Here is a 14,104-nt window from a genome sequence, read left to right on the forward strand (position 1 = left end):
CCCGGACACACAATTCGCAGCTTCACTGGTGTAAGCACGACATCAGCTGGACCTGAGCGTCCGCTGCCCTTCCGCGCACGGAAGGCAAAAACAGAAACTGGGACTGGGGATTAAGTTGAAAATGAAGAAGGTTTTGTTGGCTTCGGCCAGCTTGTTCGCACTCAGCGCGTTCGCTCCGGCCGTGGCAGCCGATCTGGCGGCCCGCCCCTACACCAAGGCCCCGGTAGCCGCAGCGTCGGTCTATAACTGGACCGGCTTTTACCTCGGTGGCTTCGGCGGCTACGCTTCGGAAAACACCTCCACCGACCCGAAGATGAAGGGCGGATTCGCCGGCGGCACGGTCGGCTACAACTGGCAGGCCGGCAACATCGTGTACGGTCTCGAAGCCGATGGCGGCTGGGCTGACGTCAACGCGTCGATCACTGCGGCCGGCGTTACCGCCACCAGCCGCATCAACGCGCTCGGCACCGTGCGCGGCCGCGTCGGCTTCGCCGTCGACCAGGTGCTGTTCTACGGCACCGGCGGCTATGCCTGGATCGACAACAAGCTCAGCATGACCGCGCTCGGAGTCACGGCGTCGGAAAGCCACTTCCACTCCGGCTGGACCGTTGGTGCGGGTATCGAGGCGTTCTTTGCCCCGAACTGGTCGGTCAAGGGCGAATATCTGTTCCGCAGCCTTGGCAGCGAGGACTACTTCGGCCTGCCCTCGGGCACGATCGAACTGCACAGCGTGCAGGTCGGCGTGAACTATCACTTCGGCGGCCCGATCGTCGCGAAGTACTGATCTTCGAGATTGCTTCTCGACGGAAAGGCCGGCCTCGCGCCGGCCTTTTTGCTGCCCGTATCGGCGGCGCTACTGCCAGGTGCCGCCACCGCGCCAACAATCCGTTGACGATTCGCAACTCGCACTGGAAATCCGTTCTCGTTCTTCCTACGTTCGCAGCCTACCCAACGGCGTCCATCCCCGGTTCCGGGCGAGGCGCGCCTGAACGCCGGCGCGACCGCGCGGCGTGGGAATTTCCTTGGGGACCACTGGGATGGACGAAGTGATCAAGGCGAAGCGCCAACAACAGAACGCGGGCTCGAGCCTGCGCGCAATTACGATCCGTGGCGCGCGCGAGCACAACCTCAAGAACATCGACGTCGAGATTCCCCGCGACAAGCTCGTGGTGTTCACCGGGTTGTCCGGCTCCGGAAAGTCCTCGCTCGCCTTCGACACCATCTACGCCGAAGGCCAGCGCCGCTACGTCGAGTCGCTCTCGGCCTATGCCCGCCAGTTCCTCGAGATGATGCAGAAGCCGGACGTCGACCAGATCGACGGCCTGTCGCCCGCCATCTCGATCGAGCAGAAGACCACCTCGAAGAACCCGCGCTCCACCGTTGGCACCGTCACCGAGATCTACGACTACATGCGCCTGTTGTGGGCGCGCGTCGGCGTGCCCTATTCGCCCGCAACCGGCCTGCCGATCGAGAGCCAGACCGTCTCGCAGATGGTCGACCGGGTGCTGGCGCTGCCCGAAGGCACCCGCCTCTATCTGCTCGCGCCGGTCGTGCGCGGCCGCAAGGGCGAGTACAGGAAGGAGCTTGCCGAATGGCTCAAGAAGGGCTTTCAGCGCGTCAAGATCGACGGCACCTTCTACGAGCTTGCGGAGGCCCCTAACCTCGACAAGAAATTTCCGCACGACATCGACGTCGTCGTCGACCGCATCGTGGTGCGCGCCGATATCGGTCAGCGCCTCGCTGAGAGCTTTGAGACAGCGCTGAAGCTCGCCGAGGGCCTTGCCGTCGTCGAGTTCGCAGATGGCCCGGCCGCAGCCGCTCCGGCCGAAGAGAAAAAGAAGACCGCCAAGATCCACGACAAGAGCGGCCCCGAGCGCATTCTATTCTCGGAAAAATTCGCCTGCCCGGTCTCCGGCTTCACCATCCCCGAGATCGAGCCGCGGCTGTTCTCGTTCAACAACCCCTATGGCGCGTGTCCCGCCTGCGGCGGTCTCGGCGTCGAGCAGCATGTCGACGAGGATCTCGTCATCCCCGATAAGGAGATGACCCTGCGCAAGGGCGCGATCGCGCCGTGGGCCAAATCGTCGTCACCCTATTACGTGCAGACGCTGACCGCGCTCGGCAAGCACTACAAATTCACGCTCGACACCAAGTGGAAGGATCTGGCGAAGAAGACGAAAGACGCGATTCTCTACGGCTCCGGCGAGGACGAGATCAAGTTCTCCTACGAGGACGGCGTCCGCTCCTACGACACCAAGAAGCCGTTCGAGGGCGTCATCACCAACATCAACCGCCGCTATCGCGAGACCGAGAGCGAGTGGGCGCGCGAGGAGCTGGCGAAGTACTTTCACGACGTCCCCTGCGAGGCCTGCAAGGGCTTTCGGCTGAAGCCGGAGGCGCTGAGCGTGAAGGTCGGCGGCAAGCATATCGGCGAGATCTCCGAGCTCTCGGTGAGGCGCGCCGGCGAGTGGTTCGAGGGCGTGCCGGAAGCGCTGAACAAGCAGCAGAACGAGATCGCGGGACGGATTCTCAAGGAGATCCGCGAGCGCCTCACCTTCCTGCTCGACGTCGGCCTCAATTATCTCACGCTGTCGCGCTCATCAGGCACGCTGTCCGGCGGCGAGAGCCAGCGCATCCGCCTGGCCTCGCAGATCGGTTCAGGCCTGACGGGCGTGCTCTACGTGCTGGACGAGCCCTCGATCGGCCTGCACCAGCGCGACAATGCGCGCCTGCTCGATACGCTGAAGCGCCTGCGCGACCTCGGCAATACCGTGGTCGTGGTCGAGCATGACGAGGACGCCATTCGCCTCGCCGACTACGTGCTCGACATCGGCCCCGGCGCCGGCATGCATGGCGGCAACATCGTCGCCGAAGGCACGCCCGCCGAGATCATGCGCAACCCGAAATCGCTCACCGGCAAATACCTCACCGGGGAGCTCGAGGTCGAGGTACCGGAGCGGCGTCCGCCGAACCATCGCCGCACCATCAAGGTGGTGAACGCGCGCGGCAACAATTTGAAGAACGTCACGGCGGAGATTCCGCTCGGCCTGTTCACCTGCGTCACCGGCGTCTCCGGCGGCGGCAAGTCGACCCTCTTGATCGATACGCTCTACCGCGCCATCGCCCGCAAGCTGAACGGCGCCAGCGAAGGCGCAGCTCCCCACGACCGCATCGAAGGCCTCGAGCACATCGACAAGATCATCGACATCGACCAGTCGCCGATTGGCCGCACCCCGCGCTCGAATCCCGCGACCTACACCGGCGCCTTCACGCCGATCCGCGAATGGTTTGCGGGCTTGCCCGAGGCGAAGGCACGCGGCTACGAGCCCGGCCGCTTCTCCTTCAACGTCAAGGGCGGCCGCTGCGAGGCCTGCCAGGGCGACGGCGTCATCAAGATCGAGATGCACTTCCTGCCCGACGTCTACGTCACCTGCGACGTCTGCAAGGGAAAACGTTACAACCGCGAGACGCTGGAGGTGTTGTTCAAGGGCAAGAGCATCGCCGACGTGCTCGACATGACCGTCGAGGAAGCCGCCGATTTCTTCAAGGCCGTGCCGCGCGTCCGTGAGACTTTCAACACCCTGCACCGCGTGGGCCTCGACTACATCCATGTCGGCCAGCAGGCGACCACGCTGTCCGGCGGTGAAGCCCAGCGCGTCAAGCTGGCAAAAGAGTTGTCAAAGCGCGCGACGGGACGCACGCTCTACATTCTGGACGAGCCCACGACGGGCCTGCACTTCCATGACGTGAAGAAGCTTCTGGAGGTGCTGCACGAGCTGGTCGCACAGGGCAATACGGTCGTCGTCATCGAGCACAATCTCGAAGTCATCAAAACCGCAGACTGGGTCATCGACCTCGGCCCCGAAGGCGGCGACGGCGGCGGCGAAATCGTCGCCTGGGGCCCGCCGGAGGACATCGTCAAGGCACCAAGGAGTTACACCGGCAAGTTTCTGGAGCCGGTGCTAAAGAAGGCAGGCAAGCCGAAGCGGAGGAGCACGAGCGAGGCGGCGGAGTAGACGCCAACCGTGAGCATTCGGCAACAGACGCTACAGCACCGGCGTATTCCTCCGATACCTTTGCCAGAGTCATTTTGATGTCCGCAATCATAACCGCCTACTACGATTTCAGGTCGCCATACGCTTACTTCGCTAACTATCGAATCTGTGCGGGATCGTTTGCGCTCCCGCCTGGCTTCACATGGCGCTGGCGGCCCGTCTCGATTGATGTGTTGCTGAATTTGCAAGCCGGTCGAGAAGCCTGGGCACAGTACGTCGATCCATTGTCGGGACCGAAACGTGCGCATCTCATTGCCGATGTCCGCCGCAATGCGGCGTTTTACGGCGCGCCACTCCGTCCGCCAAAGCCGCAACGTCCAAACTCGATAGCCGCTCTCTGCGCGGCCGCACAGCTCGATCCAGAGGGCCATGAAGCCTTCCGGAAGGCGGTATTCGCCGCGCTATGGCAAGAGCAGCGCGACATCGCCGATCCACAAATCCTCGCAGAATGTCTCTCGCGCGCGGGCAGAGATCCAGATCTGGCTTACCGGTCCATTTCGTTCGATTCCCGTGCGACTTTGACTGCCGAAACAGAGACCGCCTATGCGAACGGAATCTTCGGCGTCCCAACTTTTGTCTATGAGACCGAAGTGTTTTTCGGCAATGATCGGCTGGAAATGTTGAATTGGCGACTACGTCGCGAGAATCCGGTCGTTCGCGTGTGATCACCATGAGGCGCGGGTAGCTTTGAATGTGGTCGACCGGCCGCGTCTCATTTCAGGTGTGAATGCCCTACTCCCTCGCCATCTTCGATCTCGACGGCACGCTCGCCGACAGCTTTCCGTGGTTTCTGCGCAACATCAACGACGTTGCCGATCGCTTCGGCTTTCGCCGCGTGGCGGATGAGGATGTCGAGGGGCTGCGGCATGCCGGGACCCGTGAAATTCTGAATCATCTCGAGGTGCCCTTATGGAAGCTGCCGGCAATCGCGCGGCATGCGCGGCGACTGAAGGCGGAGGCGATGGCGGAGATTTCCCTGTTCGCCGGCGTCGAGGCCATGCTGCAGACGCTTGCCGCAGGCGGCGTGCAACTCGCACTGGTGACCTCGGACAGCGAAGCCAATGCGCGCGAGAAGTTAGGTGCGGCAGCTCATCTGTTCGCGCATTTCGACTGTGCCGCCTCGCTGTTCGGTAAGCCCGCCAAATTCCGCCGGGTCATCCGCCGCGCTGGCGTACAGCCGGCACAGGTCATCGCGATCGGTGACGAGGTTCGCGACATCGAGGCGGCCCGCAGCGTTGGCATTGCCTGCGGCGCTGTTTGCTGGGGCTATGCCGCGCCGGCAGCGTTACGGGGGCAAGGGCCGGATCACACATTCGAGCGGATCGACGAGATTGCGGATGTGCTATGTCGGTCCCCGCTGAAGCAAGCGTAGGGTGGGTTAGCTTTGGTCTCTCAGGAGGTTGTCCATCTGCGCTTCGCGCAGCCGCAGGGCTAACCCACCCTACGCACTCACGAGGAGATGCTGATGCCCATCACGGAAGCCGCCCGTTTAAGACTTCTGGCGCCGCCTTCCGGCAGGGTGCGCGTCGTGCTCGACACCGATACCTACAACGAAATCGACGATCAGTTCGCGCTCGTCCAGATGCTGCTCTCGAAGGAGCGCTTCGACGTCGAGGCGATCTACGCCGCGCCGTTCTTCAACAAGCGCGCGGACAGTCCAGGCCATGGCATGGAGCTGAGCTACCAGGAAATCCTGCGCTTGCTTGAGCGTCTGAACGTTTCGCCTGACGGTCTGGTTCATCGCGGGGTCACCGACTATGTCGGCGCCCAGAAGCAAGCCCGCGAGGCGCCGGCGGTCGATGACATGATCGCGCGAGCGCGGGCCGGATCGCCTGACAGGCCGCTCTACATCGTTGCCATCGGTGCCATCAGCAACGTTGCCTCGGTGCTTCTCAAAGCGCCCGATATCAGGGATCGCGTCGTGGTGGTGTGGCTTGGGGGCCATGCGCTGGAATGGCCGCACACCATCGAGTTCAATCTCAAGCAGGATGTCGGCGGCGCCCAGGTGCTGTTCGACAGCGGCGTGCCCCTGGTGCTCGTACCGTGCAAGGGGGTTACCTCCCATCTGCACAGCACGGTGCCGGAGATCGAGCGCTACGTCGAACCGCGCGGTAACATTGGCGCGTTCCTGGCGATGCGCTTCAAGGAGTATTCGTCCGATCATCTCGGCTGGTCGAAGGAAATCTGGGACATGGCGCCGGTAGGCTGGCTTCTCAATCCCGATTGGGCGCCGAGCGTGATCATTCCCGCACCGGTCGTGACGGAGCAGATGACGTGGAGCATCGATCGCAGACGGCATGCGATCCGGTACGTGACCTACGTCGATCGCAATCCGATTTTGCGGGACTTCTTTTTGAAGCTGAAGGCATTTGCCGCGGCAAAGACGTCGTAGGGTGGGTTAGCCCTGCGGCTGCGCGAAGCGCGGTCCGCTGGCGCAACCCACCGCTTCTCTCGACGCGCGGTGAGTAAAGAGGTGGGTTACGCTTCGCTAACCCACCCTACGAATTTTACTCCGTTCGCCTGAGAAACGCCCCGAACGCACGCGGGCCGTCGCCGACCTTGACCTCGCCGATCAGCTTCAGCTCGACGGCATCAATGATGCTGAGCGTATTGCTCTCCCAATTCGCGACGATGATGCGTTTGCCATCGGCGGTCGCGGCGATGCCTTCCGGATAGTCGCCGACATTGATCCGCTTGACGGCTTTTAGGGTTGCGAGATCGAATACGCTGACCGTGCCGCCATACTGGTCGGTGACGAAGCCGCGGCCTAAGGCCAGCGCCACCGCATAGGGCCGCATGCCCACCGGCACGCGGCCGGTCTCGCGCGCCTCGGCGATATCGATCACGGAGACGTCGTTCGAGCCGACATTGGCCGCGAACGCGCGCTTGCCCTCGGCATCGATGGTGACGCCGAACGGCCGCGTGCCGACCTTCACGACCGCGCGCCGTTCGCGCGTCGCGGTGTCGACGATGGAGATGCTGTCGTCGTCACGGTCCGCCGACAGCAGCAGGCGGCCATCAGGCGTCACCGCGAGCCCGGAAGGCGAGGCGCCGACCGCAATGCTCGCCACGACGCCCCTCGCCTGCGGGTCGATCACGCGCACCGCCGCCGCGTACCAGTCGGCGACGTAGACGGCCTTGCCATCGGGCGCCACAGCGATACCGAGCGGGCCGCCGCCGACGTCGACACGGCCAATCACGCTGCGCGCCGCGGCGTCGACCACGGTCAACGCTTTGCCGTCAGGGCTCGTCACATAGGCAAAACGACCGTCGGCGGAGACGGCGACGCCCGCCGGCTTGCCGCCGATCGGAACCGTGGCGACGGCGCGCGAGGTCGCGAGATCCACCACCGTGAGATCATCGCTGAGCTGGTTGGTGACGAACGCCTCCTCGGCCGCGGCACGGCCGAGGTTTGCTGCAAAGCTGGCGGCCAGCGCCGCCAGCACCAGAACGCGCACGCTCAGCTTCCGCTCTCGATCTTCTTCTTCAGCGCCTCGAGGCCGCCCTTGTAGAGCCCGCTCACCGCCTGCTTGGCGGCCTCGTCGCTCAACTCCGGCGGCGGGTCATTGTTGGGAAAACCGCGATAGAACGCGCCGGCCCATTCCAGCTTGGTCTTGCCTTCGGGCGCGGGCGACACCGTCAGCGTCGAGGAATAATTGGTGACCGGGAGCACCTTCACGTCGACGGCCGTGATCCGGTACGAATAGCTCATCATATCGGGCTCGTATTTGTAGAGCTCCTCGTCGATGGTCGCGCCGGTCCCCAGCGTCAGGCGCCGCGTTGCCCCGATCTCGTTGCCCTTCTCGCCCTCGGTCTTGCTGACGCCCGCGAGCCAGCTCATGTCCTGGAAATTGGAGATCACCGCCCAGACCTTGGCCTGCGGCGCGTTGATCTCGACGGATTCCCGCACCTTCTGCCGGGTCGGTCCATGCGCCCAGGCTGCTGTAAGAGCCGTCGTCCCCACCGCCAGCGCCGCCATCACGGCCAGCGCCGTCCTCGTCGTCACCCTCATGTCGTATCCTCGTTCGCGTCTCGTTGACCTTGCGCGACTGACGCGCGCTGCGGGCATCGTAGCGCAGTTTTGGACGGGATCGAGGCCCTTCGTGGTACCCGGTGGTCTGGGGGGCGTGTTCACCCCCTTGTCCCGTGCCCTACTCGTCCTGGAGCGCTGCATCGATGAATCCGGCCGGATCATCGCAGAACTCGCGCATCACCTTGAAATGGTCGGTCTCCCACAAGGTCACCGGCTCCAGTCCGCCTTTGGTCAGTCGCAGCAGGGTCGCATTGGGATAGGCCATCAGCATCGGCGCGTGCGTGGCCATGATGACCTGGCAGATGCGGGAGTCTTCCATCCGCCGCAGCAACTTCAGGAATTCGATCTGGCGCGACGGTGAGAGCGCAGATTCCGGCTCGTCGAAGATGAAAATGCCCTGGCGCTGGCAGCGCTCCTCGAAAAAGCGCAGGAAGCCTTCACCATGGGAGTGGGAGAGGAAATCCGGTGGCGGGCCTCCGAACGGGTCGTCGAGCGCCGCTTGATCGAGGTAACGCGCCACCGAGAAGAAACTTTCGGCGCGGAAGAACCAGCCGTTGGTGATCTTGGGCAGCCAGCTCGCGCGCAGCGCCTTCGAGAGCTGGCCGCCCATCTTCTCCAGCGCACTGGAATGATCGACCGGCCTGTAGCCCTTTCCACCGCCTGCTTCGTCGTAGCCGGCAAGAGCAGCAATGCCTTCCAGAATGGTGGACTTGCCGGCGCCATTCTCGCCGACAATGATGGTGATGGCCGAGTCAAAGCAAAGTTCGAAGTCGCCCGCGAAGATGGGAAGGCAGAACGGATAGGGTTCGCGATCGCCAATTTTGGGCGCATCGAGCCAGACCCGCTTTAGATACGGCGCCGGCAGGTTGATCGTGCGATTGCCTCTCCGGCCCATTCTCGGCTCCTCAGCCCGCTCTCATCTTGAGAACATAATAAGAACATCATCGCGAAGGAAGTGGCATCTGCCAAGCAGCACAAGCCCCGGCAGCACCCTAGTCCAGCACTTCCAGCACCAGCTCCATCGTCATCAGCACGGGATTGTCTCCACGAACCAGGCGGCCCTCGGCGAGGCCGCCGGTGTAGTCGACCAGGGCGACATCGAGCTCCGCCTCCAGCGCACCGGAGGCGCCGGGCGCGATCGCGCCGGCGGTCACCGCCAGCTCGGTCGCAAACGGCTCGGTCACGCCGCCATGGGTGAAGCGCGCGCCGATGGTCGAGCCGACGCCGCCATGGATTTTCGCGCGCGCGATGCCGTGCTCACGGCAGAAGCCTTCGAGCGCGCCGGCAAAGTCCTGGTTTGGCCGGAGCCGCAGCGCGAAGGCGCGGCTGGTGGTGCGGGCACCGCTCGGCGGACAAGCCACCGGCCCGAACAGCTTGAAGTTGGTTTCGCCGTCAGGCTCCGCCGTGAACATCGCGCCGTCGATACCGAACGCCGCGGCCTCGAACGGCTCGGCAACGACAGTCTCCTCCGGCAGCATGTGGCCGCCGCTGGCGCGACCGTCCGCCTCGGTCCAGAGCCCGTGGCAGTGAAAGAACGGCGCGCCGTCGCGCCTGCCCAGCGTCAGGCTGCCGAGCTTCAAGCGCGTCATGCCCTGGGGGCGAAAGGTATCGCTGTAGAATGCGGCGTTCTCGCCAGTCTTGGACAGCGCCGGCATCACGTAAGCGAACGAGCCCAGTGCACCTTGACCGAAGCTGAGAACGCCACCGGCAAAGCCCTCCGCCGCAAAGCCGCGGCGCGCAGCTTCGAGCAGCGGCATGCCGGCCTCGAGCCTGAACGCGAAGGCCCGCCCCCTCACCTCCACCCACTGGATACGCTCCGCGACCGGCGTGCCCGGCTGCTTGATGCTCCGCATGATCAGCGCTCAGCCCGCCTGCTTGTTGTCGAGATCGAGCAGGCCGCGCGCCTCGAGTTCGTCACGCACCATCCGCTTGGGGACCTTGCCATAGCCCGACTTCGGCAGCGCCTCCCAGAAAAAGAAGCGCTTCGGCATCTTGTAACGCGGCACCTTGGGACCGAGGAAAGCGGCCATCTCCGCCTCGCCCACGGGTTTTGCACCTTCGCGCGCAACGCAGACGGCAACGCCGACTTCACCCCAGGTCGGATCGGGTACGCCGAGGACGGCGACCTCGCCGACCGCGGGATGGGTCAAGATCTTTTCCTCGATCTCGCGCGGATAGATGTTGGAGCCGCCGGAAATGTACATGTCGGAGGCACGTCCCGTGATGTAGACGAACCCCTCCTCGTCCATGTGGCCGAGATCGCCTGTGCGGAACCAACCGTTGCGAAACGCCTTCGCATTGGCCTCGGGGTTGTCGTAGTAGCCGGCGAACACGGCCGGCCCGATCACGCAGATCTCGCCGCTCTGGTTGGCGCCGAGCTCGCGGCCCTCGTCATCCTGGATCGAGACCTGCATGCCCGTGCGCTCGAAACCGCAGGTGCCGATCTTGGCATGCGGACCGTCCTCGACATCGTGCAGCGCGGCCGGAAGGACGGTGATGTTGCCGGTGACTTCGCCAAGGCCAAAATACTGCACGATGACCTTGCCGAGCTTGTTCAGCGCGGTCTTCTGGTCCTCGCGATACATCGGCGCGCCCGCATAGATCACCTGGCGCAGCGAGGAATGGTCGAACTTGTCGACCGCGGGATGCTCGACCATCATCTTCAGGATCGTCGGCACTGTGAAGAGATTGCTGACGCGATGCGTCTCGATCAGGCGGAACGCCTCGCTGATGTCGAATTTTTCGGTCGGCAGCAGCACGGTGCGCGCGGCGCGCGCCGTCTGCATCAACTGATGCACGCCGGCGCCATGCGACAGTGGCGCAACCACGAGCGAGGCATCCGCTTCGGTGGTGCCCGGCGTCAGATCCGCAAGGTGATTGGTGACTACGAAACCCATCTGGCCATGCGTGAGCACCGCCGCCTTGGAACGGCCGGTGGTGCCGGAAGTGAAGAAGAACCAGCAGGGATCGTCATGCTCGACGGCGACGTTCTCGACCGTGACGCCGGCATGCCTGTCGATCGCCTCCGCAACGGTGGTCTCACCAAACGCGCCGTCACCGATGCGCCAGATGAACTCCAGCGCGCTGCCGGTCACGGCCGCGGCATGCTCGGGAAAATCGCCGTGGCACAGGAACCCTCTCGCGCCGGAGGCCTGCGCGAGATAGGCAACCTCGTCCGGCATCAGGCGGAAGTTCGTGGGCACCCAGACCGCGCCGAGCCGGAAGGCGGCGAACATCGAGAAGAACATCTCGTCGCCATTCTTGGAATGGACGAGGATGCGGTCGCCCTTGCTGATGCCGCGCGCGGCGAGCGCCGCGGCAAGCGCGGACACCTGCGCGTCGATCTCGCGCCAGCTCCAGGATCGGTCGCCCCACACGAAACCCGGCCGCGCCCCGTGTCGCCGCGCATTCTGGGTCAGCATGTGAGCGAGGTTCATGACGCGGCGCGACATCCGCAATGGCTGCATGGGGCTTCCTCTTCGCTGGCGGACGGCTCGCAAGCGGGCCGCTCTTCGCGGCTCATTTATCGCCATCATCAGCGGCGCGGCAAGGCCGCCCGCCGCAGAGCCCCATTACGGCATCTTGAACGCGAAGGGCGTTGCAGTAATCGCCTTCTCTCCTTGAAGCAGGATGGCGAACCGTGCCCGCCGCACATAGCCATCGAATAAGCGACGCACATTGCCGTTGGCAGCGTCACCAGAACGTCCATCACGCAGCCGTCGCGATCGCCTCGACCGTTCAGGGAATCTTAAACACGATCGGCGCAATCTTGATCAGTCTCCGCGTACAGAGTTCCGCACCATGTCCAAAGCGCCCGCCTTTCTCCTGTTGTCGCTGGCGCTCGCCGGGTGTGCCGCGGCCCCGCAAGCACGGCTTGCCTCCGATCCCGCTTACGCGCCGGCCCGTTACGCCTGGGACGGTGCGGGCGAGGACCCCAATCAGCCAAAGCCAGCGCATACGCCACGGACCGCCGCGCGAACCGGCCCGGACAAATCGGCCGCGGCACTCCAATCTTACGCGAAGGAGTCGTCGCAGGGCCAGGACGGTAACCAGGCCGACCAGGACGCACAGGTCAAGCGATCGCTCGTCATCTGCAAGGGTTGCCTGCACCCGCAGCCTGCCGAGGATCCGCGTCTCGCCAGGGTCGCCGATTGAACCAAATCGCCGCTGCAAACCTCTACTGAGATACACCGCCGCCCGACATTCCCGTCTATAAGAGCGGTGCAACCTATCTCAGGACACCCCATGCTCACCCGCCGCACGTTCGTCGCAGCCTCGCTTCTCGCCTCCGTCAACGCAGCCGCCGCACAAGCCCCCTCAGCCGACGATCCCGTCGCGATCCTGACCGCGATCTACACCCGCGCCGCCAAGGGCAAAGGCGACGGCGGCGGCGCCTTCATCATCGAGACCAAGGCGGCCAAGGCAAAATATCTCTCCAGATCGCTGATCGCGCTGTGGGCGAAGGCCGACGCGCACACGCCGAAGGGCGATGTCGGGCCGATCGATTTCGATCCCGTCACCAACTCGCAGGACCCTGACGTCAAATCGTTCAAGGTCGACACGGAGAAGCTCGAGGCCGACAAGGCCACGATCGCGGTGACCATCATCGGGCGTCGCAACGACCGCAAACCCGCCGACCAGGTCGTGCGTTATGACTTCGTGCGCGAGGCCAATAGCTGGAAGATCGACGACATCAAGGGCGAGTCCGATGGGCAAGCCTGGTCGATCCGCAAGATGCTGACGGAGTCGCTGAAGATCTGACGGGAGACGACATGAGCGACGTCATCGACAACAAGGCTCATCACCGCTTCGAGCTCGAGGTGGAAGGTCATCTCGCCACCGAACATTACAAGCTCGACGGCAACGTCATCACCTTCGAGCATACGGAGGTGCCGAGGGAGCTCGGCGGCAAGGGCGTCGGCTCAAGGCTCGTGCAAGGCGCGCTCGACCAGGTCCGCGCCGCAGGCCTGAGGCTGATCCCGCAATGTCCCTTCGTGAAGACCTGGATCGACAAGCATCCGGACTACGCTGATCTCGTGACGTGAAAAGTGGGCGCAGGCCCGCCGATCCCGCGGCGGGCCATGCGCGCACCCATGCCTATTGCCCGTGCTTGAGCATGTCCTGGTCGCTCAGCTCCCAATCCTGCCAGAGCTGGAGAATGCCGAGCAGCACCACCAGCGCGCCGAGGCTGGTATGGTAGACACGCAGAAAGCCTTCGCCGGAATAGCCGAGGACATAGGGCGAGACGATGAGCCAGAGCCCGACCAGGATCGTCGCTATCTCCTGCCAGCGCTGCAACGCAACATATTCGAGCTGGCTGAGGCCAAACACGACCAGGCCGGCTGCGACCGCGTTCAGGATCACCGCTTGGTGTCCGACGATCACCGCATGATCCTGGATGGGAATCCACGGCGACGCAACGATCAGCGCGCCGAGCAGCATCCCGCACCAGTCTTCCCATGTCCGATGAGTATTCAGAAAACCAAAGTCCGACATCGTAACCTCCTACACAAGAGGCATACGTCGGCGGCTGGCGATCACGACACTCCGAATGTTCAGCGACCCTGCCGGCCGCATTCGGGCGTATGTCCTGCAACAAGACGTGGGAACCGGTAGCACGGCTGCAAGAGCGGACCCGTGGTTTTTTGCCAGCGAAGCGGCGTCACGCAAACGACAACCTGCGGGGTTGATCCAACCAAGGCGCGTGCTCACAGACCCACGCCGCAGCCGCAGCACGTACGAGGTCCGCTGTGCCCCCTGATAGTGGCGCATAGTGAGCAGGGTCACTGTATCGGCGAGCAAGCCGTGAGACTGTCGCGAAGATCAAATGTTTGCTGCGATGCGGCTTCTTGGAGACACACCGATGAACGTCATCATTCAGAAGCTCAATGGGCTATGGCACCTGATCGTGGGGTCGTGCCAGATCCGAACGCCGTTCCTGGAGAATCAGGATCGGGAGTTGGTGGTTACGTACGCCCGGCGTGCATACCCAGGGGCCAAGATTTTCGAACGCTGT

The 14,104-nt window shown here is 64.0% G+C and carries 14 protein-coding genes; 8 read left to right on the forward strand and 6 right to left on the reverse strand.

What is annotated here, in order from left to right; all coding sequences use genetic code 11:
- The first annotated feature begins 121 nt into the window (after window positions 1-121).
- The 5 genes from SO156_RS14785 (at window position 122) to SO156_RS14805 (ending at window position 6,447) form a co-directional block, all read left to right on the forward strand.
- Window positions 122-784, forward strand: a complete 663-nt coding sequence (locus SO156_RS14785) for an outer membrane protein (protein WP_458145380.1) — start codon at window positions 122-124, stop codon at window positions 782-784.
- A gap of 253 nt (window positions 785-1,037) precedes the next feature.
- A complete protein-coding gene (uvrA, locus tag SO156_RS14790; RefSeq protein ID WP_498535308.1) occupies window positions 1,038-4,016 on the forward strand; it encodes an excinuclease ABC subunit UvrA in 2,979 nt (992 codons plus the stop codon).
- 77 nt (window positions 4,017-4,093) lie between these two features.
- The gene (locus SO156_RS14795; protein WP_458145382.1) at window positions 4,094-4,720 is read left to right on the forward strand and encodes a 2-hydroxychromene-2-carboxylate isomerase; all 627 of its coding nucleotides are present in this window, start codon (window positions 4,094-4,096) and stop codon (window positions 4,718-4,720) included.
- A gap of 62 nt (window positions 4,721-4,782) precedes the next feature.
- Window positions 4,783-5,427, forward strand: coding sequence for an HAD family hydrolase (locus SO156_RS14800; protein ID WP_458145383.1), 645 nt, complete (start codon window positions 4,783-4,785; stop codon window positions 5,425-5,427).
- 93 nt (window positions 5,428-5,520) lie between these two features.
- A complete protein-coding gene (locus tag SO156_RS14805) occupies window positions 5,521-6,447 on the forward strand; it encodes a nucleoside hydrolase (protein WP_498535309.1) in 927 nt (308 codons plus the stop codon).
- 115 nt (window positions 6,448-6,562) lie between these two features.
- Here SO156_RS14805 and SO156_RS14810 read toward each other — a convergent pair whose 3' ends face one another.
- The 5 genes from SO156_RS14810 to SO156_RS14830 form a co-directional block, all read right to left on the reverse strand.
- Window positions 6,563-7,513, reverse strand: a complete 951-nt coding sequence (locus tag SO156_RS14810) for a YVTN family beta-propeller repeat protein (RefSeq protein ID WP_498535310.1) — start codon at window positions 7,511-7,513, stop codon at window positions 6,563-6,565.
- A gap of 2 nt (window positions 7,514-7,515) precedes the next feature.
- Window positions 7,516-8,067 carry an SRPBCC family protein gene (locus tag SO156_RS14815; protein ID WP_498535311.1) on the reverse strand — a complete coding sequence of 184 codons (552 nt, stop codon included), beginning with the start codon at window positions 8,065-8,067 and terminating at the stop codon, window positions 7,516-7,518.
- Between the two features lie 139 nt (window positions 8,068-8,206).
- Window positions 8,207-8,983 (reverse strand): AAA family ATPase, encoded by a 777-nt coding sequence (locus SO156_RS14820; RefSeq protein ID WP_498535312.1) that lies wholly within the window; start codon window positions 8,981-8,983, stop codon window positions 8,207-8,209.
- Between the two features lie 97 nt (window positions 8,984-9,080).
- Window positions 9,081-9,941, reverse strand: coding sequence for a PCC domain-containing protein (locus SO156_RS14825; RefSeq protein WP_498535313.1), 861 nt, complete (start codon window positions 9,939-9,941; stop codon window positions 9,081-9,083).
- A 9-nt stretch (window positions 9,942-9,950) separates the two neighbouring features.
- Window positions 9,951-11,555, reverse strand: coding sequence for an acyl-CoA synthetase (locus tag SO156_RS14830; RefSeq protein ID WP_498535314.1), 1,605 nt, complete (start codon window positions 11,553-11,555; stop codon window positions 9,951-9,953).
- Between the two features lie 334 nt (window positions 11,556-11,889).
- Between SO156_RS14830 and SO156_RS14835 the strand changes: the two genes are divergently transcribed.
- From SO156_RS14835 to SO156_RS14845, 3 genes are all read left to right on the forward strand, one after another.
- Entirely contained in the window at window positions 11,890-12,243 is a 354-nt protein-coding gene (locus SO156_RS14835; protein WP_498535315.1) for a hypothetical protein, read from the forward strand.
- A 90-nt stretch (window positions 12,244-12,333) separates the two neighbouring features.
- Entirely contained in the window at window positions 12,334-12,849 is a 516-nt protein-coding gene (locus SO156_RS14840; RefSeq protein WP_458145391.1) for a DUF3828 domain-containing protein, read from the forward strand.
- Between the two features lie 11 nt (window positions 12,850-12,860).
- A complete protein-coding gene (locus SO156_RS14845) occupies window positions 12,861-13,133 on the forward strand; it encodes a GNAT family N-acetyltransferase (protein ID WP_498535316.1) in 273 nt (90 codons plus the stop codon).
- A gap of 52 nt (window positions 13,134-13,185) precedes the next feature.
- On the opposite strand, the gene SO156_RS14850 is transcribed toward SO156_RS14845, so the two are convergent.
- Window positions 13,186-13,584, reverse strand: a complete 399-nt coding sequence (locus SO156_RS14850; RefSeq protein ID WP_498535317.1) for an SPW repeat protein — start codon at window positions 13,582-13,584, stop codon at window positions 13,186-13,188.
- Between the last annotated feature and the right edge of the window lie 520 nt (window positions 13,585-14,104).

Source organism: Bradyrhizobium sp. UFLA05-125 (assembly GCF_059803515.1).

Coding starts and splice junctions, on each gene's coding strand:
- SO156_RS14785 (WP_458145380.1), top strand. CDS start 122: ATGAAGAAGGTTTTGTTGGCTTCGGCCAGCTTGTTCGCACTCAGCGCG.
- uvrA (WP_498535308.1), top strand. CDS start 1,038: ATGGACGAAGTGATCAAGGCGAAGCGCCAACAACAGAACGCGGGCTCG.
- SO156_RS14795 (WP_458145382.1), top strand. CDS start 4,094: ATGTCCGCAATCATAACCGCCTACTACGATTTCAGGTCGCCATACGCT.
- SO156_RS14800 (WP_458145383.1), top strand. CDS start 4,783: ATGCCCTACTCCCTCGCCATCTTCGATCTCGACGGCACGCTCGCCGAC.
- SO156_RS14805 (WP_498535309.1), top strand. CDS start 5,521: ATGCCCATCACGGAAGCCGCCCGTTTAAGACTTCTGGCGCCGCCTTCC.
- SO156_RS14815 (WP_498535311.1), bottom strand. CDS start 8,067: ATGAGGGTGACGACGAGGACGGCGCTGGCCGTGATGGCGGCGCTGGCG.
- SO156_RS14820 (WP_498535312.1), bottom strand. CDS start 8,983: ATGGGCCGGAGAGGCAATCGCACGATCAACCTGCCGGCGCCGTATCTA.
- SO156_RS14825 (WP_498535313.1), bottom strand. CDS start 9,941: ATGCGGAGCATCAAGCAGCCGGGCACGCCGGTCGCGGAGCGTATCCAG.
- SO156_RS14830 (WP_498535314.1), bottom strand. CDS start 11,555: ATGCAGCCATTGCGGATGTCGCGCCGCGTCATGAACCTCGCTCACATG.
- SO156_RS14835 (WP_498535315.1), top strand. CDS start 11,890: ATGTCCAAAGCGCCCGCCTTTCTCCTGTTGTCGCTGGCGCTCGCCGGG.
- SO156_RS14840 (WP_458145391.1), top strand. CDS start 12,334: ATGCTCACCCGCCGCACGTTCGTCGCAGCCTCGCTTCTCGCCTCCGTC.
- SO156_RS14845 (WP_498535316.1), top strand. CDS start 12,861: ATGAGCGACGTCATCGACAACAAGGCTCATCACCGCTTCGAGCTCGAG.
- SO156_RS14850 (WP_498535317.1), bottom strand. CDS start 13,584: ATGTCGGACTTTGGTTTTCTGAATACTCATCGGACATGGGAAGACTGG.